The sequence below is a fragment of the Shinella zoogloeoides genome (assembly GCF_033705735.1).
Classification (GTDB): Bacteria; Pseudomonadota; Alphaproteobacteria; order Rhizobiales; family Rhizobiaceae; genus Shinella; species Shinella zoogloeoides_A.
In genome coordinates this window covers 506,410-529,097 of record NZ_CP131131.1, presented here as the reverse complement: position 1 = coordinate 529,097, position 22,688 = coordinate 506,410, and the positions used below count along the sequence as shown (strand labels likewise).

The window sequence follows — 22,688 nt, the reverse complement described above, 5'->3', positions numbered from 1 at the left end:
CTGTCGGTTTCGATTTCCACAAAATACATACTTGCATAATTACTGTAAATATATATCTATTAATCACCCTCTACGGAGAACCCGAGCCATGCCAAGCACCGTTTCAGATTTCCCCCTCGATCACGCCCGCGCCATGGCCGCAGCGGGCCTTGCAAATCCGACAAAACACCCTGTTGTAAAATCGTTCTTCGATAAGCAGACCTTCACGATCAGCCATGTCGTGCGCGACCCGCAGTCCAATGCCTGCGCCATCATCGACAGCGTGCTCGACTACGATCCGGCCTCGGGCCGCACCACGAGCGCTTCCGCCCAGGCGCTCATCGATTACATAAAATCCGAAAGTCTCGAAGTGCACTGGCTGCTCGAGACCCACGCCCATGCAGATCACCTTTCCGCCGCGCCGCTGCTGCAGGCCGAACTCGGCGGCCAACTTGCCATCGGGCGCGAAATCGTTCGCGTGCAGCAGGTCTTCGGAAAGATCTTCAACGCCGGCACCGAATTCCAGCGGGACGGCAGCCAGTTCGACCAGCTTTTCAACGACGGCGACCGCTTTTCGATCGGCAGTCTGGAGGCGACCGTGCTTCACGTCCCTGGCCACACCCCCGCCTGTCTGGCCTATGTCATCGGTGATGCCGTCTTCCCCGGCGACACGCTGTTCATGCCGGACTACGGTACAGCGCGCTGCGATTTCCCCGGCGGCGACGCACGCCAGCTCTACCGTTCGATCCGGCGCCTCATGAAGCTTCCAGATGAAGCACGCATGTTCCTGTGCCACGACTACAAGGCGCCCGGCCGCGATCACTACGCCTGGGAGACCACCGTCGGCGCAGAACGGACCGGCAATGTCCATGTCCACGAGGGCGTGAGCGAGGACGACTTCTACACGATGCGTACCGAGCGCGACGCGACGCTCGCCATGCCGAAGCTGATCCTACCGTCCGTGCAGGTCAATATGCGCGGCGGCCAGCTTCCGCCCGCCGAAGACAATGGCGTGCAGTATCTCAAGATCCCTCTCAACGTCCTGTGACCTCATGACCGACCTCAACATCCTCTGGCCGCTTTCCGGCGGCCTGCTGATCGGCCTTTCGGCCGGCCTCTATCTGCTGACGACCGGCCGCATCGCTGGGATTTCGGGCCTTGCGGCATCGGCCGCCGGCCTCACGGGCACCGGCATCAGCACACTGGGCCTTGGCTTCCTCGGCGGCATTCTGGCTGGCACGGCACTTGCCTCGACCTTCCTCCGGCAAGCCGAGATCGCCCTCCCCGCGTCGGCGCCGCTGCTCATTGTCGCCGGTCTTCTCGTCGGCTTCGGTACGCGCCTCGGCTCCGGCTGTACGAGCGGTCACGGCGTCTGCGGCCTCGCACGCCTGTCGAAGCGCTCGCTGGTCGCCACATCGGTCTTCATGACCGTCGCCGCCCTCACGGTTTTCGCCGTCCGCCATGTCTTGGGAGGCATCGTCTGATGTTCGCCAGAACCCTTGCTGCGATCCTGAGCGGCCTCCTCTTCGGCGCGGGGCTCGTCATGTCGGACATGATCAATCCCGCCCGCGTCCTCGCTTTCCTTGATGTCACCGGCGATTGGGACCCTTCGCTCGCCTTTGTCATGGGCGGCGCACTGATCCCTTCCTCCTTCGCCTACCTGATCCGGAAGCGGCGAAATGCGCCGGCATTCGACGATCGGTTCTACGTTCCAGAACATGGCCGCGTGGATCGGGCGCTGATCGGCGGCGCGGTGATGTTCGGACTTGGCTGGGGACTGGTCGGCCTTTGCCCCGGCCCCGCCATTGCGGCCCTGACGACGGGGCGCTGGGAGGCTGCCCTGTTCGTCGCAGCCATGCTTGCCGGCATGATCCTCTATCGCTTGACGCTCGGCCGCCCCGCAGCGGTGATCCGATAATCCGCAAAGAAGGTCATCGCCTTGCACACTTTTCGACCACACCGAACCAAGGCCGCCTGAACGCGCGGCGAAAGGTGCGGCATGCTTCTGGAACCCATTCAATACGGCCTCGGCGGGCTGTCTGGCGGACTTGTCGGCTTTACCCTCGGCCTGTTCGGCGGCGGCGGCTCCATTCTCGCCGTGCCCCTTATGGTCTATATGGTCGGCGTTCCCAACCCGCATCTCGCCATCGGCACCAGCGCCTTCGCAGTCGCGGTCAACGCGTTTGCCAACCTTCTCGGGCATGCCCGCTTCGGCAACGTCAAATGGCGCTGCGCGGGTCTCTACAGCCTCGCTGGGATCGCGGGCGCGCTTGTCGGCTCCTCCATCGGCAAGATGATCGATGGGCAGCACCTGCTGATCCTTTTCGCCCTACTGATGCTCGTCGTCGGTGCGCTGATGTTCAAAAGGCGCGGCGCGGAGGGTGACCCAAATGCGCAGTGCTCCCGCGAGAACGCCCCGAAGGTGATCGCTTTCGGCGGACTGACCGGCGCCTTTTCCGGCTTCTTCGGTATCGGCGGCGGCTTCCTCATCGTGCCTGGCCTTATCACCGCGACCGGCATGCCCATCCTCTCCGCCGTCGGCTCCTCGCTCCTCGCTGTCACCGCCTTCGGCCTGACGACTTCCCTCAACTATGCCTATTCAGGCCTGGTTGACTGGGGACTCGCCATCGTCTTTATCGGTGGCGGCGTTGTCGGCGGCTTGCTGGGCGCCTTCGCCGCGCGAAAACTCGCCGCTAGAAAGGGCGCACTCAACACCGTCTTCGCCCTGCTCATCTTCGTCGTCGCAGGATACATGCTCTCGAAAGCCTTCGAGCAACTGGCCATCTGACCGGCGCCGCTTTTCCGCACGTGCGACCAGAAGAGTTTTGACAGGCAATGGCGCAGGACAAAATCCGTCGACGACACGCACTTGAATCAAGGTCCGCGGGCTATGGTCGACAATGGACAGAGCACACGACACCCGGCCTGAAGACACTCAGGGGACCTGGGCCACATTGTCGTCCCTATCCGCTCACCCCATTTTAATATCGGAAAAGCTTCCAGCATTTACTGGAAGCGCAGGAACCACACTTGGTTGACAATTTTAACGCATCCGTTATTCTGGATGTATGGATAATATTGCAGCAATAGCGGCGCTCGGCGCCTTGGCACAGACCACACGACTGGAGACCTTCCGCCTCCTCGTTCGGCGCGAGCCTGATGGCATACCGGCCGGCGAGTTGGCCCGCCTCATCGACGTGCCGCAAAACACCATGTCGGCGCATCTCGCGACGCTTTCGCGGGCAGGCTTGGTTACGAGCGAGCGGCAGAGCCGGTCGATCATCTACCGGGCAGACCTCAATGGCTTGCGCGAGTTGACGCTGTTCCTGCTCAAAGACTGCTGCGGTGGATCGACGGAGCTTTGCGCTCCGCTCATCGCCGAGTTGACACCCTGCTGCACCACAGAGGCGAAGCTGTCATGAGCGCGATCACGTTGGAGCGAATTGAGGGCAACGACGCTGGCCTCAAGGCAGCCTTGACGGAAGCGCATCTGCCAACGGATGACATCGAGGATCAGGGGCGTACCTTCTACAGGGCGCAGTCATCGGATGGCCGGGCTATCGGTTTCCTCGGTGTCGAGCGCTGCGGTGATGACTTTTTCCTCCGTTCGGTTGTCGTGCTTCCCGATTATCGGGGGCAAGGACTGGGCAGCGTTTTGGTCGAGCGGGCGATGGCGGGTCTCGACCATGCCGGCGACGTCTTCCTTGCCACGACGAGTGCAGCACCGTTCTTCACGCGCATCGGATTTTCTGAAATCCAGCGGGACAGCGTTCCCGCAGCCGTGCTGGCGACCCGCCAGCTTTCCTCCATTTGCCCATCGTCAGCGACCATCATGAGGCTTACCCGGCCGCTGACCTAACCACGGACCACGACCATGACCGATAAGACCTACAACGTGCTGTTCCTCTGCACGGGCAATTCCGCTCGTTCTATTCTCGCCGAATCCATTCTCAACAAGGAGGGCGGCGGACGATTTAAAGCCTTCTCCGCCGGCAGCCAGCCGAAGGGCGAAGTCAATCCGCATGCCCTGAAGGAGCTGGAAGCGTTGGGCTATTTATCGACGGGTTTCTCGTCGAAGAGCTGGGACGTATTCGCAGAACCCGGCGCGCCGCAGATGGATTTCATCTTCACCGTCTGCGACAGCGCCGCCGGCGAAGCTTGCCCAGTCTGGATCGGCCATCCGATGACCGCCCATTGGGGCGTCGAGGACCCTGCTGCCGCTGTAGGCTCGGAAGTCGAGATCCAGCGTGCCTTCGCTCAGGCAGCCCGTTTCCTCAAGAATCGGATCGCGGCGTTCGTCAGTCTGCCGCTAACGTCCATCGATCACATGGCGCTCGAAACGAAGCTTCGCCAGATCGGTGCGATGGAAGGTTCGACATCGCCGCAGGGAAAGTCCGCCTGATGTCCACGTTCGAGCGCTATCTGACTATCTGGGTGTTCCTGTGCATTATCGCCGGTGTTGCCCTCGGCCATGTCATGCCCGGTCTCTTTCAGATCATCGGCGCGGCCGAGGTCGCCAAGGTGAACATCCCCGTGGCGATCCTGATCTGGCTGATGATCATTCCGATGCTGCTCAAGATCGATTTCCGGTCTCTGGCGCAGGTCGGCACCTATTGGCGCGGCATCGGCGTGACCTTGTTCATCAACTGGGCTGTCAAGCCGTTCTCTATGGCCGTCCTCGGTTGGCTGTTCATCGGCTGGTTGTTCCGCCCCTACCTGCCTGCAGACCAGATCGACTCCTACATCGCCGGCCTGATCATTCTCGCCGCGGCTCCCTGCACGGCTATGGTGTTCGTCTGGAGCAACCTGACACGCGGGGAGCCATTGTTCACGCTGTCACAGGTCGCGTTGAATGATGCCATTATGGTCGTCGCCTTTGCTCCGATCATTGGCCTGCTGCTCGGCCTATCCGCCATCACCGTGCCATGGGATACGCTCGTTCTCTCCGTCGCTCTCTATATCGTCGTGCCCGTCATTATCGCACAGGTCATCCGCCGCCGGCTGACCGCTGAAGGAACGACGCGGGCACTGGATGGCGTGCTGGCAAGGTTGCAGCCTATTTCACTAGTGGCGCTGCTCGCGACGCTGGTTCTGCTCTTCGCTTTTCAGGGAGAACAGATCATCGCGCAGCCCGCCGTCATCGGTCTGCTCGCCGTGCCGATCCTGATCCAAGTCTATCTGAACTCCGGGCTCGCTTATCTGCTCAATCGGATGGCCGGCGAGCGGCACTGCGTTGCCGGCCCGTCAGCCCTGATCGGCGCTAGCAATTTCTTCGAACTTGCGGTCGCCGCCGCCATCAGCCTGTTCGGCTTCCAGTCCGGCGCGGCGCTCGCCACCGTGGTGGGGGTTCTCATCGAAGTGCCGGTCATGCTGTCGGTCGTCTGGATCGTGAACCGCTCGAAGAATTGGTACGAGGCCGCCCCTGCCGTTTCCCGAACTGCCGTCACCGAAAGGCACTGACCATGGACGTTACCATCTACCATAACCCCGCCTGCGGAACGTCCCGCAACACGCTGGGACTGATCCGTGCTGCCAGGATGGATCCCGTCGTCATCGAGTATCTACAGCATCCGCCGACCCGTGAGCAGCTTGAGACGATGATCGCAGATGCCGGCCTGACTGTCCGAGAAGCCATTCGCGAGAAAGGCACGCCCTATGCCGAGCTCGGCCTCGACAACCCGAACCTAACCGATAACCAGTTGCTCGACGCGATGGTCGCGACACCGATCCTGATCAATCGCCCCTTCGTCGTGACACCGCTCGGCACCCGGCTCGCGCGTCCGTCCGAGGTCGCCCTCGACATCCTGCCAGATACCTTCAAGGGGCCGTTCTTCAAGGAGGACGGTGAACCGGTTCTCGATCAGGAAGGAAAGCGCATTGCCTGATACATTCCCAGCATTGCAAGGCGATCACCTGCGCCCGACCGATCTCGGCGCCCTGCGTCCCACAGTCTCGATGCACAGGCCGCGCATCCTGATCCTCTATGGTTCACTGCGCGAGGTATCCTATAGTCGCCTGCTCGCATTCGAGGCCCACCGGCTGCTAGAAAGGCTCGGATGTGAGGTTCGCATGTTTGATCCAAGGGGTCTGCCGCTGCCTGACGAAGCGCCGGTGAGCCATCCGAAGGTGCAAGAATTGCGCGATCTTTCGCAATGGTCGGAGGGGCAGGTCTGGGTGAGCCCCGAACGCCACGGCGCGATGACCGGCATCATGAAATCTCAGATCGACTGGATTCCGCTTTCTGTCGGATCGGTCCGACCGACGCAGGGCAAAACGCTTGCCGTTATGGAGGTCTCGGGCGGCAGCCAGTCCTTCAATGCCGTGAACCAGATGCGCATTCTCGGCCGCTGGATGCGGATGATCACCATCCCGAACCAATCCTCGGTCGCCAAAGCCTATCAGGAGTTCGACGCCGATGGCAGGATGAAGCCCTCGTCCTATTACGACCGGGTGGTGGATGTGTGCGAGGAGCTGGTGAAGTTCACCCTTCTTACGCGCGATGCTTCCGCCTATCTCACTGACCGCTACAGCGAGCGGAAAGAGCAGGCGGCCGAGCTTGATAGGCGCGTATCGCTACATTCAATTTAAGGGGGTCGAGGCAGCGACGAGCGTCCGCTTGGTCGCCGTCGCGACCGCAACAAAGGCTACTATGCCGACAGAGCCGAGGGCTGCGCTCAGGATAAGCGATGCGACTATACCGAATTGCTCCATCGTCGCGGCGAAGGCGAAGGGGGCCGCAGCGCCGGCAGCCAGCCTTGCCGCCGCCATCTTGCCAGTGAGCGCGCCATATCCATCCGAGCCGAACAGGTAGAGCGGCAAGCTGCCCTGTGCGATGCTGTTGATGCCCGATCCGAGGCCGAGGCAGATCGAGAAGGCGACCGCGCCGGGAAGCCAGTTGCCGGACAGCGCCAGAATGACGACGCTCAGCACCATGAAGACCGCGGAGAGAACCGCAAGGCCCGGCGGGGAAAGCCGCGTGCCGAAGATCATGTTGACAAGGCGACTGAGAACCTGTGCCGGGCCGAACAGCGAGCCGATGACGACGGCGGCGCTTCCGAAGCCGAGCGTTCCGAGCATCGGCACCATATGCGCCAGCATCGCGCCAAGGGTGAAGCTGAGCAGCGCGAATGCAGCCGATACGACGATCACCGCACTGCGCCGACGCTCGCGCGGAACAGCCCCGACGACAGGCTCGCGCATCGGCCTTAGTCCGCCGGCCGCAGCCACCTTTCCCTTCCGCATGATCCAGACGTGGAACGGCATGCAAACAACAAGATTGAGCCCGGCATAGACGAGATAGATTTCCCGCCACGAGAGATAGCCGAGCAGCGCCGTGGCAATCGGCCAGAAGATCGTCGAGGCGAAACCGGCGATCAGAGTGAGATAGGTAATGCTCCGCGATGCGGACCGGGGATCGGCCTCGACCAGTGCCGCGAAAGCGGCTTGGTACTGGACCATGCCGGACGATATCTCCAACAGGACGATGGCCAGTGCAAAGATCGCCACCGATGGCGACCAAGCGCAGAGGATCAAGGTCAAGGCGGACAGCACCGAGCCAATCGCCATGACGGTCGATGCGCCGACGCCATCCATCTGCCGACCTATGTAGGGTGCCGAGAGACCGCCGACGAAGAGTGACGCGGAGAAGATAGCAAACACCTGTGCGACGGTGATGCCGAGATCCGCCGCCATGCCGGGCGCCAGAATGCTGAAGCTATAGTAGAGGGTGCCGTAGCCGATGATCTGGGTCAGGCCGAGCGCGGCGACGATGCCAACGGGAACGTTTGCATTACGCAACGATGTCGCCCTCGCTCCGGGCAACATCCGTCTTGCAGCAACCATCGGGCCGCTGCACACCCTCGCGGATCATGGGATGGCCGGCGCAGCAGTCCTCCATCAGGAATTTCACGAGGTCGGCCAGCGCATCGTAGCTGGCACTATAGACGATCGAACGGGATTCCCGTCGCTGCGTGATAAGGCCCGATCGCTCAAGCTCTTTAAGATGGAAAGACACATTCGAGGGCGAGACGCCCATGCGCTCGGCAATGAAGCCGGCAGCCAGCCCATCCGGTCCGGCGACGACCAGCGTGCGAACGATGGCGAGACGTGTTTCCTGCGATAGAGCCGCAAACGACGTGAGGGCTTGACGCTCGTCCATATTTCAACAATCCTTGAATTATTGAACAATAGGAGTAGCGCACATGACCACAATCGACAAGGCCTTTTCCTCCGATATCACGCTGGGCCAGCTTCTCGATGGGCTGGCGGCCGTGCCGGAAGCGCCGCTGGTGTTTCTGTACGAAGGGCAGCCAGTGAAGGCAGGCTACCAAGTCACCGAGGTCAAGGCGGGCGCGTTCTCGGCACTCGACTGTGGCGCCAACCCGGAAGCTTGGTCGGAGATGTTCATCCAGCTCTAGGATATCGATGAGGACGGCCGGAGCCATATGCCGGCGGGCAAGTTCTCCGCCATCATCCGCAAGGTTTCTGATCACGTCCGCCTCGATCCGGCGGCCAAGCTCACCTTCGAGGTCAGCGATGGAAACCGGCCGATGGCGCAATATTGCGCATCGTTACCGCGGCTAGCCGACGGCACATTCGAGGTCACGCTGACGGCGCGGCCATCAAGCTGCAAGCCTCGCGATCGGTGGTTGGAAGAGAAAAGTGATGCCACCAGCTCTTGCTGTGGTCCGGCAACGAACAGCTTACGGTGTTGTGCCTGAAGACCAGGAAAGCTCTTGAGGAGATCCGAACCAGCGGCCACTTCGTTCAATGGCATATCCTCAATCACGCAAGAGCACTCTTTCCGCAGAACGTTTCCTCTCCGAGCCCGCTATCTTTACGACGGTCATTCCGGCTTGAATCACTCGCTGATGCCATCGCGCGAATATGATGCCTTCCATTTCTGTGACAACATCCTGCCAACATTGGCCCGGGTCAGGTTCGAACGGATCGTAGAGCCTTGCAACCACGTCGCCGACGTCGACTTTTGCTCCGAGTGGCTTCAGGGGAATGGCCACACCCGTGATCGCGCTTATTGCCGCCTCGACCGCATCCAACGTAGTGACGAAGGCGGTTGCATCCGCGGAAGCTTGGGTGGCGCCCATTGATGCGCCCGACTGAAGGAGGAAATCGCACAACGCCCGACTGTCCGTAGCCGCAAGTTCCGGTGTGACATCGGAAAGTCCGCGTAGCTCTAGCGTGCAGGCGGCCGTTCGGAATCCGGACCGGCCAGCGCCTTCGCCGAGATGTGCGTTGATGGTGTCCCACGCCTCACCATGCACTTCGTCGAACGGACGGTCCGCCGACTTGTTCGCGAGAATGACGACGGGAACATCTAATCTCTGCGCGAGTGGCCGGAATAGCGGCCAGGAAATCTCGGACGTATAGAGATGAAGCAGGGCTTCCATGTCGGCGTGGACATCGACAATCATGTCGGATCCCCAGGCCAATGTCATCAAGCCCGCTTGCAGGCGTTCGACGGGCGTGCCGACACGCGCGAGACTGCCCGCACTGCTTTGCCCCAAGAGGATTGCAATGCGGCACGACAATGATCTCGCCGCAAACCTCACCGGCAGCGTCTGCCGTCTCGAGCAGGCCGACCAGGTCGACGAGTGCCATTGTCGCCGAGACTTCACCGGCATGAAGGGCACCCTGCAGATAGACTTTCGGCCGGGCGCCGGGGGTGCCGAAACGATGAACGACGATCTCCTCTCCCGCCACGTGAAACCGTTCAGCGGTCATGCGACATCACGCCAAGCATGCTGATCGAGATCCGCGCGCCCGAAACCGCCAAACCTTCGACAGGCAGGCCGGTCGACGCCGGACCTGGTTTCGCGTAGTAGCCGTTGCGGACCGACATGTTGTCATGAAGTTCGTCGGCCGAGCTGCCGGCAACGTAATAGGTGGTCGCCTTCCGTACGTCCCGGAAACTCACCCCAGCCGCGGCAAACAACGCCTCGACCGCTTTCATGATGGTTGCTGTCTGCTCGACAAGGCCGCGATTGGGCGAGGCGTCGAGCGCCGTCAGATGGAAATGCCCACCCGCCGCACGCAACGACATCGACAAATGATCCGTGTCGGGGACATTCACCTGTGGCCAACCGCCTGCGACCGCAGCCTTGGCAAATGTTAGTTCCGCCACGATCTCTGCCTCGGCATCGGAGACCCGCACAGCATTTTGTGCCACGCGATCGTCATCCCCAGATAAGACCCTGTCGGGGAGTTCGCAGCCGACCGGAAGAAACCACTGCTCCGCAAGCAGGTTTTCACATGAAAGATCTGCGCGGACGAGTAGCCGTTTCAACCGGGAACCGATGTCCTTGAAAGCAGATCGCGGAGACGAAACAGTCGCCCAGACGAACGGACCTGCATCCGATACCTCCAGCGTCAACCCAGTTTCTCCATCGACAAAGGAGGTGCCTTCCGCCTTCTCATCCGAGGCAAACACGTCGACCTCGATCAGCATCCCATCGTAGTAGAAATGCGGGATGGCCACCGGCACGACCTGAACAGATTGGCCGAATTCACGGCGGAACAAGTCCTTCAGGCGCGCAGCATCGCCCGGCGCGGTCTTTACATAGTAGACGACGAGGCGGCCGATGCCGGAGGTTTGGCCATGCATCTCACCCAGGAAGCGGCGGATAAAGCCTGTCACAGCATCCGCCTGACGCAGGAGATCGCCGGGATGCAGGACGTTCCCCAGGCTGTCTAGCGGGCATTGACCGCATGACCAGAGAGTCGCTCCCTCCCTGACGAACAAGGAGTACGGGTGGTCAATCCGCATTTTCCAGACGGCGTCGAACGGCAGGTAAGCTGTAGCGGTTGAGTTCATGATGGCAACTTTTCAATGGCTGGAGCCGCGGGCGTTGAGGCGGCGCGCCATCACGCTGAGCGGGAAGATGAGAAGAAAGAAGAGGATCGCGACGCCCGTCAGCGGCTCGAGATAGCGGAACGACGCCGAGCCGCTGAGATAGGCGACATAGGCAACCTCCCCCACCCCGATGCCGGCGAGCAGCGTCGTCGCCTTGAGAAGATCGGTGAAGTAGTTGACCACGGCCGGCAGCATCTTGCGCATGGCCTGGGGCGCGATGACGCGGAACCAGATCACCGGTCGCGGGATGGCGAGCGACCGGGCGGCCTCCCATTGCCCCCGGTCGACGGCGAGGATGCCGCCGCGCACGATCTCCGCCATATAGCCGCCACCGATCAGGCCAAGCGCCAGCACCCCGCAGGTCAGACCGGAAAGGTTGGCGCCCAGCAGGATGGGCAGGCAGTAGTAGGCCCAGAAGATCGCGATCATCTCCGGCGTGGCCCGGGCGACGTGCAGAAACCCCAACGCGCCCTTCGACATTGAGCGCCGCGGGGACAGGGTCGCGGCTCCCAGCAGCGTACCCAGGCCCGTCGCAAGCAAAAAGGCAGCGATGGTGACGAGCACCGTCGTGACAAGGCCCTGGAGAAGGGCCGGGAAAGCCGAAACGACGATTTGATAGTCGAACATTACCGGTGCCTCCAACGATTGAGCCGCACTTCCAGCCTGTGGAGACCACCCGCTAACGCGAGCCCGGAGCCGATGTAGATCAGGGCGGCGAGGGAGTAGAAAAGAATAGGATCGGCCGTGTAGTCGCTGATGCGCGACGTTGTGCGCATCAATTCTGGCACGGCCAGGATCGAGAGGATCGCCGTCGCCTTGAGGAGGCTGACCAGCGTGTTGCCGATCGCCGGCATAGTCATGGCGAGCGCCTGCGGGATGATGACCAGCCGCCACCGCTGGCGTGGATTGAGGCCGAGCGCCAGCGCCGCCTCATGCTGCCCCCTCGCCACGGAATTGAAACCGGCGCGGTAGACTTCTGCCATATAGGCAGTCATCACGATCACCAGCGCAATTGCTCCGGTCTGCTGTGCCGTGGTGTTGAACCCCGTTAGTGCGGGCAGGGCAAAATGGAGCCAGAACAACTGCACCAGCAGCGGTGTATTGCGGAAGAACTCCACAAAGGCGACGCTCGGAAGGCGGATGATGGCGGAGGAACTGCCCAGGGCCAAGGCCACAGGCATCCCCAAAACCATCGATCCGATGGCTCCGAGTACAAAGTAGAACAACGTCAGGACAAATCCCTGCGTCAGCGCGGGAATGTACGGAGCGAGCAAATCGAACATCGCGTGCGAGACCACTTACTCGATGCCGTACCACTTCAGTTTCGTCTGTGAGATGAAACCGGTCGTGTTGGTGTATGCGATCCAGGTGTTGAGGAAAGCGTGGAAGTGATAGTCGCCCGGCCGTACCGCATAGGAATAGCCCGTCGCCTCGATGGGCGCATCCGCTCCCAGCACCTTGACCTTGGCGTTCGGGTTGGCCTTCATGAACAAGGCATTCTGCAAGAGGTCACTGAGATGGGCGCTGGCACGACCGGCGGCGACTTCAAGCTGCCCAGCGACAGCGTTGTCCGAGACGATCACCTTTTTTTGCGCTTCGGGCAGAAGACGATCGCTCTGCGCAACCGCGGCCATGCCTGCGATACTGACAGCTGAGTATTTCGGATCGTTCAACTGCTTCCAGTCGGTCACGTCCACATCGGCGCCGACCAGCCAGGTATTGCCGGTGGTCATGTAGCTGTCGGTGAAATCGACCGTGACGGCACGCGCCGGAGTCCGGAACATATCCACCATGGCGATGTCGAACTGCTTCTGGACCAGCGAGGGGATGATCGTCGACCAGGTCGTATCGACAATCTCGAGCTTCACCTCGAGAACCTCGGCGAGGTTTTTCGCCATATCGACGTTGAATCCTTCCCACTCACCGGTGACCGGGTTCTTCTGCTGTGCAGGCACGGAGTCCGCCATGCCGACCTTCAGCACACCTGCCTCCTTGATCTGCGCGACCGTATCGACCGCCTCCTGCGCCTTCGCAGCGGGCGCCAACAGCGTGGTGAGCGTCAGCAGCGTGGAAGCCACCATGATCTTCAGTCTGTTCATGTCCGTCCCCTTTTTTCTCGTGCGGCGTATTCAGCGCGCCGAACAAGAGCTTGCGGTCAAATGCCGATTGGGAGAACGACGAAAAATCTGATAGTCCTTATACGATGAGGTTATAAGAGGCAGCGTCGAAAGACACGAGATTTCCGCGCCATTTGGGATTTGCATGAGCGATCTGAGGAAGACCGTCGGGACACTTGATAACCTTGTGGCATTCGAAGCGGCTGCCCGGCACGGCAATTTCAGCCGCGCGGCGCGCGAATTGCTCGTCGCCCAGCCTGCGGTCAGCCGGCGCATCCAGCAACTCGAACAGGCGCTGGGAACCGACTTGTTCGAACGGCAGGGAACGCGAATCCGGCTCACCGCCGCCGGGCAGCAATTCCAGAACGCAGTCGCGACCGCGTTTCGCAGTATCGAACATGCGGCAAAGGCGCTGCCGCGGGAGGACGACGGCGTCGTCTCGCTCCGCGTCAACGTCGCGGCCGCCTCGCTTTGGCTGATGCCGGCGTTAGGCGCCTTCTATGCACGTTTTCCCGATATTCGCCTGCATCTCGTTTGCATTGATGAACTGCCAGAATTCAGCAACAACGATTTCGATCTCGAAATTCGCTTTGGAACCGGCTCGTGGCCGAATGTCGAGAGCTATCCACTTTTGGAAGAACGGGTTTATCCCGTCGCGTCGAGAGACTTCGTCGCCGCCCACGCTATTCAGGGACCCAATTGCCTCAGCCGTGTGCCCTTACTGCAGCTCGAAAACTATACCAGCCCCCTGATGGACTGGAATACGTGGCTGGAAGCGGGAGGGAGCCCGATCATCCGGAGGCTAACTACCTATGCCATGGTGCTGGAAGCCGCACGTTTCGGGCACGGCGTCGCACTGGGCTGGCACCCCTATGTCCACCAGGCTGTGGAGAAGGGCGACCTGGTAAAACTCCCGATCGACGAGAGGACGAGCAGCTACCGTGAGTTTCTCGTGGCAAAATCCGCCCCGCGGCGACGCTTCTCCGTTGAGCAGACGAAAGACTGGATCATCGAACTTGCTCGGTTGAGCGGGCAGGATACGCGGTAGACCTGCATGCGGGAGCACGATGCTCTCTCAGCATTCACCGAGGCGCCCAGATTTTCACGATTGAGTTCTTCAACCAATGCCCGATCGATACGCTGGCGACTGCCTTTGTAGGCGCCAGCGGATTTGGTTCGCTCGATTCCCTCCCTCTGCCCTCCTTTATGAAGCGGCGCTCCATTTGGGCGACCATGCCAAGGACCGTCAGAAGATGTGCCCCACCTCCCCTCGGGTGGACACATGAGGATCGAGCGCCGTCACGAATGCGCCTCGCTCCTGACACCCATGCACGATGTTCAGGACATTACGTGCGCACCACCTTCGCCTATGCCTTTCAGGGCATGCTGGGCCAGGACGCACTCTGGTGGAGCTTCCGCGCCGGGTCGAGTACGTCGCTGTTCCTGGCCATGGCTTATTATCGGTTGGGCTATCGCATTCCGGCGGATCGTATCTCCCCGGCGAGATTGGCGCGCTCTCGCTGCATGCCAAAGCCGGTGTCGGGCGCCAGGCTGGCGGCCGGCCTATCGGTCATGCGCAGGCTACGCCAGTGGACAGTCGCGAGTAGATTTTGGTGAGCGATTTCCCCGCGTTACCCAGATTGGCTTACACATTCTATAAGGGATTCAAATTTCGCATATTGCTCATGGAAGACGACCCCGTCCTGCGTTGCTCTGGCACCCAGCCCAACGTCCGACACAGATTCTCGCCGGCCCCTATGGCGTCGCGCTGAGTCAAAAACAGGCCCTCCAGATAGGGCGACGCCCTCCCTGAATTCCACAAGAACGCTTTTCTTTAGAACATCGTAGATAATGTACATGGCGTTCTCATATTTCATCGCAGTCACCTCTTCCAACCGGCTACCCCCACCAAGTGGCGATCCGGTCGAAAGCGTCGTTAACCCGAACTGTAGAGGTTAGCGGCATGAAGCCGATCGGTTTTCCAATGGTTCCGGTCCCCGACGCGGGCTAGTCATTTGGGAATGTCTTCTAGCGATGACGTGTTCCAAGCTCACGAGCTATCGGCAGTGAGAAACATGCATGACGAGATCACCTCCGCCGTTGGTTCAGTCGCGATCCATCTGCACGGACGCATTCGCAAGATATATGCTGGAGACTCACATCGCCGGCGAGGTCGACAAGCACCGATCAGAGTTCGAGAGCTACGCGGAGCGATATTTCTCGCGAGATTCATGAAACCGGGCCGGCGGCCGATGCAACGCTCGATGGAGCCTCGGGTACCGCGTTTTTTGAAGCGCGAAACCCGCGCCCGAGCAAATTGGAGCGCAACATTGTCGAGACGAGCGGCATCACTCGAAGGGTCAGTGCTCCGGACGGCCTGAAGAACGGACGAGGCAGGGATGTAGGAGCCACTACCATGACTTTAATTTACCATGTGTTAACTTATCGGTTTACGTCAATCTGCACTGAAGGTACAATTTATACCTGTAAAAAGGGGAGCTTCATGTATGGCAGTCGTCTCCATAGCATTTGTCGATGATCACCCGGTGCTGCTAGGCGGCTTGGCACATATCTTTTCCGATATGCCGGGCTTCAAGGTGATTGGCACGGGGCGTTGTGCATCCGATGTCGTCGAAGTCTCGGCAACAATGCATCCCGATATACTGCTGCTCGACCTGAACATGCCGGGGGACGTCTTTGCGGCGATCCATCACAGCCGCGAAGTCGCGCCTCAAACCAAGGTCATCGTCTTCACCGCCTCCGCCGGCATCGATCATGCGGTGAAGGCCTTCGAGGCCGGGGCCATCGGCTATGTGCTGAAGGGCAGCACGGACGAAGAATTGATGCAGGCGATCGAAACAGTGCTCGCTGGCGAGACGTTCATCACGCCGAGCTTTGCCAGTAAGGTGATTTCGGCGCTTCGCGCGTCGGCGATGCCCCGGCCGCCGTCGCAGGCAGTCAGGTTGAGCGTGCGCGAAGATCAGATCGTCCGGCTCCTCCTGCTCGGCAGAACAAACAAGGAGATTGCCCACCGTCTCCAAATAAGCGAAAAAACGGTGAAACATTACATGACGCTCCTGATGCAGAAGTTGCATGCCCGCAACCGGGTAGAGGTCGTGCTCGCAGCGCAAGAACTTGGCGGTTTCGCCGCCGAAAAGGCGAGCAGTCAGAAGGGCAACGGTTTCCTCAATTGAAGGTATTCCGAGGCCGTTCACAGCACGGGAACGTTCCTAAAGCCAGCTTTGATCAGAGCCAGCTTGCTGATGGGCAATTCGACATCGACCACCGTACCGCCGGCGTCCGATCGAATGACGAGCGTGCCGCTGAAGGTTTCGACGCGGCTCTGGATGCCGCGGAGGCCAAGCCTGGACCCGTCGCCGGCAGGTGGCCTGCACTCCGATGCAAGACCACCGCTATCCGATATCTGCAATCCGATATTTGCGCCTCTCAGTTCAGCGCGAACGCGCTGCCCGGCGCCGCCAGCATGCTTGAACGCGTTACTCAACGATTCCTGGACGATGCGATAGATGCAGATCTTCAAGGCGCCTGTGACATGCTCCGGGAGATCGCCGAACACGACGTCGACCCGGGTGCCAGTCAAATTCTCATGGCGCTCGGCGGCGAGCCTGATGGCCTCTCCTACCCCAAGATCACCGATCTCCGGCAACACCAGCCCCGCCGACAGAACGCGCAGTTCATGGATGACACCGGCCGTCAGTTCCTCGATGACTGCGGCATTGGCGGCATTTTCCCTTGCCGATCCGTCTTTGCGGAGCCTACCGAGCCGAAGCATCAACAGGCTCAGAATCTGTATCGGACCATCGTGGAGGTCGAGGCCTATGCGCCCGATCAGCTCTTCATTGGCCGCATTGGCGTCCAGTCTGGCACGCTCGGCCTGCAAGCGAAGATCCTCGTTCGTTGCCGCCAGCTGTTGCGAATCCCGGAAGCGTGCCTGGAGCTCTGCCCGCTGGGACGATATCAGCCGACTCCCACGGCGCACGATGAGATAGAGCACCGCGAGCATGACCAGGGTGGTGAAGCACACGACAATCCACGTCCGCATCACACTGAGCTCGAGCTGCGCGGCGAGAATCTCGGCATTCTCGTAGATCTCGCCGACGGCGATTACCTCTCCGGTCGTATTGCGATGCAAGGGTGCATAGACTTCGATCGTGGGCAGACCGAGCTGTCGCTCGTGAGCGCTTTCGCCACTCGTCATGTCATCGAACTCGGCGATGATTTCACCGCTTGCTGCCTTGGTGACGTCCGTCGAGGTGTATTTCTGACCGATTAGGTCCTTCGGCTTGTTGACGTAGATCACCGTACCGTCGAGCTGCCAGATTTTGACGGAAATGATGCTTCTTCGGATGGGCTGATCATCGAAAAGCAGGGCATCAAGCGCCTTGTGGCTCCCGGCCGGCAACCGGCCGTCCGGGCCGATATCCTGAATCAGTGGTTCGACAAAGGCATCGAGAAAGGCGGCCCCGGCCGAACCGGATACCGCGAGGATGCTTCGCGTGACCTGCCGGTTGATCCAGGTCCCGAGCACGGCCATCGACAGGCACAAAACCACGGCCGCCGCCGCCAGAAACTGGCCCGACAGGCTCAAGCCCGAAAACCAGCCGTTCCCTCTCTCGTGCTCCTCCATGACAGATGGCATCCGTTCCCGTTTCCCCTCGGCAGGATACACGCGAAGCGGCAAACGCCAATAGCCTTACCACCAGCGATCGGATGGGTCAGCGCTCCCGGAACGCCTTGCTGAACTGATCGACAATCGGCTTGACGAGATAGGACAGAGCGGTTCGTTCGCTGGTCGTGACATAGACTTCCACCGGCATGCCGGGAATGAGCCGGCTCTGGCCAATCTTGGCCAGTTCTCCTTCTTTGATCTCAACATCACCCTTGTAGTAGAGTTGTCCGCTGGCGGCATCGCGCGTGGTAGCGGGCGAGACGTGGGATACCAAGCCGAAAAGCTCTGGGGTCGTGCGCTGGTTCAGCGCAGTAAGGCGCAGCCGTGCCGAACTGCCGGGCTCGACCTGATCGATGGCCGTTGGTTGCAACATGACCTCGACCTTCAGCCGCGCATTCGTGGGAACGATGGTCACCAGAACTTCGGCGGGCGTGATGACGCCGCCGATCGTGTGGATGTTGAGCTCGTTGACCGTGCCGGAAAGCGGCGCGCGTATTTCGGTGCGCGAAAGGCGGTCGGAGATCGCCATTTGCCTGTCCTGGAGCTCGGACAGCTTGGTCTCGACAGCCGTCAGCTCGCGCTGCGCTTCCGTCCGGGCGGTCTCGTCGATGGCGATGATCTGCAGACGTATCTCGTTCACCTTGCTGCGCGCACGGGCAATGGCAGCGTCGATCTCACCCTGCTCGCCCTGGAGCCGAGCGAAATCCCGGTTCGCCGAATAAAGCGGCGCGCGCTCGATCAGTTGCTGGCGGGCAAGCTTTTCGAGCTTTGCTCGCTGCTCCTCCACCAGGGCGATCTCATCGGACTTGGAGCTGCGCTGGGCTTCCAGCCCGACGATCTCCTTCGCGACTTGGACAGTGCCCAACTCGAGCTGCTGCTTGCGGCTTTCCCGGTTGAGGCGATTGCCCTCGAACAGCCGCCTCTCGCCGGAGACAAGCAGGCGTCTTTCCGCATGGCCGAGATCGAGACCGCCGGGAAACTCGATTTCCGCCAGGAGATCGCGCTCTGCCAGAAGGCGGGTCCTGCGGACGGTCAGCTCGAGCAATTGCGCCCTGACGATGGACAGTTCGGCCCGGGTCTGTGCGTCATCGAGGCGAAGCAGGACCTGCCCCTCCTTCACGAGATCGCCCTCGCGCACGGCGATCTCGCTGACGATGCCGCCGTCGCGATGCTGGATGGCCTTGATCTGCTGGTCCACGGCGATCTGGCCCTGCGCGATGACCGCGCCGGACAGTTGCATCGTCGCAGCCCAGCCTCCCGCACCGGCAACCAGCAGGAAGCCGAGGGTGGTGCCGGCCAGAATCCGGGGACCGATGCGAAAGGGATTGCTGGTTTCCTTGCTCATTGAAGCCTCCCGTCAAACATGCTCGATGACGACGAGCATGCGAGCCCCGTCGATCGTCACGGTCGTTTCCCAAATGCCGTCCCGATTGAAGTCCGCCTCGATGATCGTCCGGCTCAGTTCGTCGATCCGGTCGTGGCGATAGCGGATGGCGACATCATCTTCTTCGAAGTCATTGCCGTAGATCGCCTCGAACTGGTCCTCATGCCTGTCGAGGACGCGTTCGAAGATGTCATATTTCGACATGTGGATCCTGTCACCGACGGAGAAATCGAGAATGATGTGATTTGTCGCGACAGGGGGTTCGCCGCCCGCCGCCGACGCGGCCGGAGGCAGGAAGCGGAAGACGTCGTCTCCCTCACCGCCCGCCAGGATATTCGCGTGCTGCGTGCTCGCGGTGATGTGGTCGTCCCCGCGTCCGCCGACGGCGGCCTCAAAGGAAGCGATCGTATCGTCCCCGATTTCGCCGCCGGATGCCCGGCCGCCGTCGAGATCGATGGTCACTCCGGAAACCGTGCGGGAATAGTCGATCGTATCGTGCCCTTCGCCGCCGTCATGGATATCGTCGTCCCCGTCGAGGGCCGCCACGATGCGATCGTCGCCGGCACCGCCGAAATTGCCGTCACGGCCGCGACCGTCGATCAGGAGATCGTCGCCATCGCCGCCGTCGAGACGATCGTCGCCGTCCCCGCCGTCCAGGATGTCGGCGCCGGCGCCGCCGAACAGCATGTCGTCTCCCCCATCCCCGAAGAGGGTGTCGTCACCTGCATCGCCGTAAAGCCGGTCGTCGCCGTCCCCGCCGGAAATGGTGTCGTTGCCGGCACCGCCGAAGACGATGTCGTTGCCATGCCCGGCGAAGACGATATCATCGCCGTCGCCCGCCACGATATGATCGTCGCCCGCCCCGCCCGCGATGACATCGTCGCCGCCCCGGGCATCGATATTGTCGTGCCCATCGCCGCCGGCGATGTCGTCGCCGCAGGAACTGCCGAGGATGATGTCATCACCCCCCGATCCTTCGATGCGGTTTCGCCCGACGTTGAAATAGGCGACCTGCTCGACGAAGAAATCGCCATCCGTGATTTCATAGGTGAGCGTCACGCGCCCTTCGAGTTTCGGCCCGGCCTGAAACAGCCAATGCCCGTTTGCCGCCACCAACGTCCCCTGCGACACTGTCAGGTTCCGTATGGAAAGCGGATCGCCATCCGGATCGTGGGCGTTGCGCAGCAAGTCGGAAAGGGCGATGGCCAGCAAGGCGCATCCCGTGACATCCAGCAGATAGACGGGCCCCGTGACACGCGGCGCCCGGTTGACCCGCTCCGTCTCCCCGTTCTCGCCGGGATCGTCAGTTCCGGGCTCTTCCTGGCCGGCTCCTTCCGGGTTCGGTTCGGGAATGCCCGGCTGGCCTCCTCCTCCCGCAGGCTCGCCCCCCGTGGCGGGCCCCTGGAAAAGCGAGCCGGGGAATGCGTTGTCATTGGCCGCAAGAGAACCGAAGCCAAATGTCTTTGCGCCGACCCATCCCCTAAATTCCATGTCGAACGTGACGCCCTCCGGCCGGGCGAGCCCCTGCAGGAAGCGCTCGTCGTTCGGCAGGTCGCTTTCCTGCGGATAGTGGTCCGGGGACGAAAGCTCGTGATCGACCGGCAGGACCAGATCCTGCAGTGTATCCGAAGACGGCGCTTCGCCTTCCTTTTCCGCCCGTTCGCGATCCTCTCTTCCCTCCTCTGCCGGCCGGGCGCTGCTCTCGAAGAAGGAGCGGAGATAGAGGACCAGGCCCGCCACTATCAGGCCGAGCGTGAAGGGTGTCCTGGATTTCCTATCCGCTCCCTTCAAGACATAGCGCTCGGAAGGATCGGGTTCGACGGAGGTCTGTTTCGTTGCCTTTACATCGATGATCATGTCGAAACCCGCGCAGCAAGGCCGGCGCGCTCCATTCTCGTGTGGCTGGCGGATGCGGCGGCCGGTGCGGGCGGGGTCGCCTGGATGACGGCGCCGAGCACGTCCTCCTTCGGCCCGAAGGCCGTCATCTTGCCGTTCTGCACCACCGCCACCATATCGACCGCGGCTAGCGCGCTCGGGCGATGCGCGATGACGACGACGATGCCGCCACGCCCCTTCACGCCTTCGATGGCGGCGGTCAGGGCCGCCTCGCCCTCGCTGTCGAGGTTGGAATTGGGCTCGTCGAGCACGACGAGGAACGGATCGCCGTAAAGGGCGCGCGCGAGGCCGATGCGCTGGCGCTGGCCGCCGGAGAGCGACACGCCGAGCGGACCCAGTTCCGTCTTGTAGCCTTCGGGCAGGCGCACGATCATGGGATGGACGCCCGCCGCCGCGGCCGCCTTGACGATGGCCCGGGCCTCCGCATCGCCGTCGAGGCGCGATATGTTCTCCTCGATGGTGGCGTCGAGCAGCGAGACCTCCTGCGGCAGGTAGCCGATATAGGAACCCAGCCGGGTGTCTTCCCATTGGGTCAGTTCCGCGTCGTCCAGCCGCACGCTGCCGCGCAGCGTGGGCCATATCCCGCTCAAGGCGCGCGCCAGGGTGGTCTTGCCGCCGCCGCTGGAGCCGATGACGCCGAGGGCCTGCCCGGCCCGGAGCTCGAAACTGACGTCGCTCAGCAGCACCCGGCCCGATCCGGGCGCGGCGACCGTGAGACCTTCGACTTTCAGCGAGCGCTCCGGCGCCGGCAGGTCCATCGGCTCGCTCGCGGACTGCAGCGCCACGACCGTTTCCCTCAGCCGCTGGAAAGCCGCCCTCGCGGCGACGACGCTCTTCCAGTTGCCGATCGCAAGATCGATCGGCGCCAGCGCCCTTGCCGAGGCGACGGAGGCGGCGATGATGGCTCCGGCGGACAGCTGGCCCTGGATGGTCAGGTAAGCGCCCAGCCCCAGCACCGCCGATTGCAGGATCATCCGCACGACGCGCGAAATGGCGCCGAACGTGCCGGTGATGTCATTGGCGCGCGTCTGAAGATGAAGATGATCTTCATTGGCCCGGTTGAACCGTTCGACGGCCCGGCGGGCAAAGCCCATCGCCTTCAGAATATCGGCGTTGCGGGCATTGGAATCGGCGATGGCGTTGCGTGTCACGACGGCAGTGTGGGTGGCGCTCGCCAGTCTCCGCGTCATCAGTTCCGTGACGATGGTCAGGAGCGTCAGCAGCACCGCCCCGCCGAGGGCAAGCGCGCCGAGAAGCGGGTGAAGGATATAGACGAAGGCCAGGAAAAGCGGCATCCACGGCAGATCGAACAGGGCGACCGGCCCCTGGCTTCCGAGAAAGCCGCGAACCGTATCGACGTCGCGCCCGCGCTCGAGCGATTCCGCCGTCGAGAAGCCGAAGCGCGGCATGTCGACGGCGACCCGATGCGCCAGCGGCGCGATCTTCCGGTCGAGACGGGCACCCATCCGCACGAGGATCTGCGAACGCAGGATGTCGAACAGGCCCTGAAAGAAATAGAGACCGACCGCCAGGATCGAGATGGCGAGCAGCGTCGGGATGCTCGCGCTCGTCAGCGCGCGGTCGTAGATCTGGAGCATGTAGAAGGCGCCCGTCAGCGCCAGGATGTTGATGACACCGGACATGGCGAAGAGGAAGAGGCCCACGGCGCGAAAGCCGCCGGTCAGTTTCTCGGCATTCTTCCGCCTGGTTGCGGACATCGGCTCTTTGGAACGCATGACTATCACCCGCTGA

General features: G+C 61.8%; 25 protein-coding genes and 2 pseudogenes. 15 read left to right on the top strand and 12 right to left on the bottom strand.

The window, feature by feature from the left end; translation table 11 throughout:
• Positions 1 to 88: 88 nt before the first annotated feature.
• The 10 genes from ShzoTeo12_RS20160 (at position 89) to arsH (ending at position 6,567) form a co-directional block, all read left to right on the top strand.
• Positions 89 to 1,027 carry an MBL fold metallo-hydrolase gene (locus tag ShzoTeo12_RS20160; protein ID WP_119254667.1) on the top strand — a complete coding sequence of 313 codons (939 nt, stop codon included), beginning with the start codon at positions 89 to 91 and terminating at the stop codon, positions 1,025 to 1,027.
• A 4-nt stretch (positions 1,028 to 1,031) separates the two neighbouring features.
• Entirely contained in the window at positions 1,032 to 1,463 is a 432-nt protein-coding gene (locus tag ShzoTeo12_RS20155; RefSeq protein ID WP_119254666.1) for a YeeE/YedE family protein, read from the top strand.
• On the top strand, positions 1,463 to 1,897 hold the full coding sequence (locus ShzoTeo12_RS20150; RefSeq protein WP_119254665.1) for a DUF6691 family protein: 435 nt from the start codon (positions 1,463 to 1,465) through the stop codon (positions 1,895 to 1,897). Before ShzoTeo12_RS20155 ends, ShzoTeo12_RS20150 begins: the two co-directional genes overlap by 1 nt.
• Before the next feature lie 81 nt (positions 1,898 to 1,978).
• Positions 1,979 to 2,767, top strand: coding sequence for a sulfite exporter TauE/SafE family protein (locus ShzoTeo12_RS20145; protein WP_119254664.1), 789 nt, complete (start codon positions 1,979 to 1,981; stop codon positions 2,765 to 2,767).
• Positions 2,768 to 3,047: 280 nt separating this feature from the next.
• Positions 3,048 to 3,401, top strand: a complete 354-nt coding sequence (locus ShzoTeo12_RS20140) for an ArsR/SmtB family transcription factor (protein WP_119254663.1) — start codon at positions 3,048 to 3,050, stop codon at positions 3,399 to 3,401.
• Positions 3,398 to 3,838 (top strand): arsenic resistance N-acetyltransferase ArsN2, encoded by a 441-nt coding sequence (gene arsN2 / locus ShzoTeo12_RS20135; protein ID WP_318913879.1) that lies wholly within the window; start codon positions 3,398 to 3,400, stop codon positions 3,836 to 3,838. Before ShzoTeo12_RS20140 ends, arsN2 begins: the two co-directional genes overlap by 4 nt.
• Before the next feature lie 15 nt (positions 3,839 to 3,853).
• The gene (locus tag ShzoTeo12_RS20130; protein ID WP_119254661.1) at positions 3,854 to 4,381 is read left to right on the top strand and encodes an arsenate reductase ArsC; all 528 of its coding nucleotides are present in this window, start codon (positions 3,854 to 3,856) and stop codon (positions 4,379 to 4,381) included.
• Entirely contained in the window at positions 4,381 to 5,439 is a 1,059-nt protein-coding gene (arsB, locus tag ShzoTeo12_RS20125) for an ACR3 family arsenite efflux transporter (RefSeq protein WP_318913877.1), read from the top strand. The genes ShzoTeo12_RS20130 and arsB overlap by 1 nt, the downstream gene beginning before the upstream one ends.
• Before the next feature lie 2 nt (positions 5,440 to 5,441).
• Positions 5,442 to 5,864 carry an arsenate reductase (glutaredoxin) gene (gene arsC / locus ShzoTeo12_RS20120; protein ID WP_119254659.1) on the top strand — a complete coding sequence of 141 codons (423 nt, stop codon included), beginning with the start codon at positions 5,442 to 5,444 and terminating at the stop codon, positions 5,862 to 5,864.
• Positions 5,839 to 6,567, top strand: a complete 729-nt coding sequence (gene arsH / locus ShzoTeo12_RS20115; protein ID WP_162911228.1) for an arsenical resistance protein ArsH — start codon at positions 5,839 to 5,841, stop codon at positions 6,565 to 6,567. Before arsC ends, arsH begins: the two co-directional genes overlap by 26 nt.
• Here the strand turns inward: arsH and arsK are convergent.
• Positions 6,559 to 7,821, bottom strand: a complete 1,263-nt coding sequence (arsK, locus tag ShzoTeo12_RS20110; RefSeq protein ID WP_413251183.1) for an arsenite efflux MFS transporter ArsK — start codon at positions 7,819 to 7,821, stop codon at positions 6,559 to 6,561. The genes arsH and arsK overlap by 9 nt on opposite strands.
• A complete protein-coding gene (locus ShzoTeo12_RS20105; protein WP_119254656.1) occupies positions 7,769 to 8,137 on the bottom strand; it encodes an ArsR/SmtB family transcription factor in 369 nt (122 codons plus the stop codon). Before ShzoTeo12_RS20105 ends, arsK begins: the two co-directional genes overlap by 53 nt.
• 43 nt (positions 8,138 to 8,180) lie before the next feature.
• Here ShzoTeo12_RS20105 and ShzoTeo12_RS20100 point away from each other — a divergent pair.
• Positions 8,181 to 8,699 (top strand): annotated as a pseudogene (locus tag ShzoTeo12_RS20100) (DUF6428 family protein).
• Between the two features lie 60 nt (positions 8,700 to 8,759).
• Here ShzoTeo12_RS20100 and ShzoTeo12_RS20095 read toward each other — a convergent pair.
• On the bottom strand, positions 8,760 to 9,410 hold the full coding sequence (locus ShzoTeo12_RS20095; protein ID WP_281048085.1) for a succinylglutamate desuccinylase/aspartoacylase family protein: 651 nt from the start codon (positions 9,408 to 9,410) through the stop codon (positions 8,760 to 8,762).
• Here ShzoTeo12_RS20095 and ShzoTeo12_RS20090 point away from each other — a divergent pair.
• Positions 9,409 to 9,744, top strand: coding sequence for a hypothetical protein (locus ShzoTeo12_RS20090; RefSeq protein ID WP_205536156.1), 336 nt, complete (start codon positions 9,409 to 9,411; stop codon positions 9,742 to 9,744). The two genes, ShzoTeo12_RS20095 and ShzoTeo12_RS20090, sit on opposite strands and share 2 nt — an antisense overlap.
• Here ShzoTeo12_RS20090 and ShzoTeo12_RS20085 read toward each other — a convergent pair.
• From ShzoTeo12_RS20085 to ShzoTeo12_RS20070, 4 genes are read right to left on the bottom strand one after another with little or no spacing between them, the layout of a single operon-like run.
• The gene (locus tag ShzoTeo12_RS20085) at positions 9,710 to 10,810 is read right to left on the bottom strand and encodes a hypothetical protein (RefSeq protein WP_119254653.1); all 1,101 of its coding nucleotides are present in this window, start codon (positions 10,808 to 10,810) and stop codon (positions 9,710 to 9,712) included. The genes ShzoTeo12_RS20090 and ShzoTeo12_RS20085 overlap by 35 nt on opposite strands.
• A 12-nt stretch (positions 10,811 to 10,822) precedes the next feature.
• Positions 10,823 to 11,476: an amino acid ABC transporter permease gene (locus ShzoTeo12_RS20080; protein WP_119254652.1), complete on the bottom strand. Its 654-nt coding sequence runs from the start codon at positions 11,474 to 11,476 to the stop codon at positions 10,823 to 10,825.
• Positions 11,476 to 12,132: an amino acid ABC transporter permease gene (locus ShzoTeo12_RS20075; RefSeq protein ID WP_162911186.1), complete on the bottom strand. Its 657-nt coding sequence runs from the start codon at positions 12,130 to 12,132 to the stop codon at positions 11,476 to 11,478. Before ShzoTeo12_RS20075 ends, ShzoTeo12_RS20080 begins: the two co-directional genes overlap by 1 nt.
• Before the next feature lie 15 nt (positions 12,133 to 12,147).
• Positions 12,148 to 12,948, bottom strand: coding sequence for a substrate-binding periplasmic protein (locus ShzoTeo12_RS20070; protein WP_119254650.1), 801 nt, complete (start codon positions 12,946 to 12,948; stop codon positions 12,148 to 12,150).
• 163 nt (positions 12,949 to 13,111) lie between these two features.
• Between ShzoTeo12_RS20070 and ShzoTeo12_RS20065 the strand changes: the two genes are divergently transcribed.
• Positions 13,112 to 14,014 carry a LysR substrate-binding domain-containing protein gene (locus ShzoTeo12_RS20065; RefSeq protein ID WP_119254649.1) on the top strand — a complete coding sequence of 301 codons (903 nt, stop codon included), beginning with the start codon at positions 13,112 to 13,114 and terminating at the stop codon, positions 14,012 to 14,014.
• On the opposite strand, the pseudogene ShzoTeo12_RS20060 reads toward ShzoTeo12_RS20065, so the two are convergent.
• A pseudogene (locus ShzoTeo12_RS20060) lies at positions 13,903 to 14,317 on the bottom strand (recombinase family protein); the annotation flags it as partial. The gene ShzoTeo12_RS20065 and the pseudogene ShzoTeo12_RS20060 overlap by 112 nt on opposite strands.
• Here ShzoTeo12_RS20060 and ShzoTeo12_RS20055 point away from each other — a divergent pair.
• Together ShzoTeo12_RS20055 and ShzoTeo12_RS20050 are read left to right on the top strand one after the other, a co-directional pair.
• Positions 14,317 to 14,583, top strand: a complete 267-nt coding sequence (locus ShzoTeo12_RS20055; RefSeq protein WP_119254648.1) for a hypothetical protein — start codon at positions 14,317 to 14,319, stop codon at positions 14,581 to 14,583. The pseudogene ShzoTeo12_RS20060 and the gene ShzoTeo12_RS20055 overlap by 1 nt on opposite strands.
• Before the next feature lie 890 nt (positions 14,584 to 15,473).
• Positions 15,474 to 16,160, top strand: coding sequence for a response regulator (locus ShzoTeo12_RS20050; RefSeq protein ID WP_119254647.1), 687 nt, complete (start codon positions 15,474 to 15,476; stop codon positions 16,158 to 16,160).
• A 17-nt stretch (positions 16,161 to 16,177) separates the two neighbouring features.
• Here the strand turns inward: ShzoTeo12_RS20050 and ShzoTeo12_RS20045 are convergent, their stop codons facing one another.
• The 4 genes from ShzoTeo12_RS20045 to ShzoTeo12_RS20030 form a co-directional block, all read right to left on the bottom strand.
• Entirely contained in the window at positions 16,178 to 17,614 is a 1,437-nt protein-coding gene (locus ShzoTeo12_RS20045; protein ID WP_318913871.1) for a sensor histidine kinase, read from the bottom strand.
• Between the two features lie 88 nt (positions 17,615 to 17,702).
• Positions 17,703 to 19,001, bottom strand: a complete 1,299-nt coding sequence (locus tag ShzoTeo12_RS20040) for an HlyD family type I secretion periplasmic adaptor subunit (RefSeq protein ID WP_119254645.1) — start codon at positions 18,999 to 19,001, stop codon at positions 17,703 to 17,705.
• Between the two features lie 12 nt (positions 19,002 to 19,013).
• On the bottom strand, positions 19,014 to 20,897 hold the full coding sequence (locus tag ShzoTeo12_RS20035) for a calcium-binding protein (RefSeq protein WP_119254644.1): 1,884 nt from the start codon (positions 20,895 to 20,897) through the stop codon (positions 19,014 to 19,016).
• On the bottom strand, positions 20,894 to 22,672 hold the full coding sequence (locus ShzoTeo12_RS20030) for a type I secretion system permease/ATPase (protein ID WP_119254643.1): 1,779 nt from the start codon (positions 22,670 to 22,672) through the stop codon (positions 20,894 to 20,896). Before ShzoTeo12_RS20030 ends, ShzoTeo12_RS20035 begins: the two co-directional genes overlap by 4 nt.
• Positions 22,673 to 22,688: the final 16 nt, after the last annotated feature.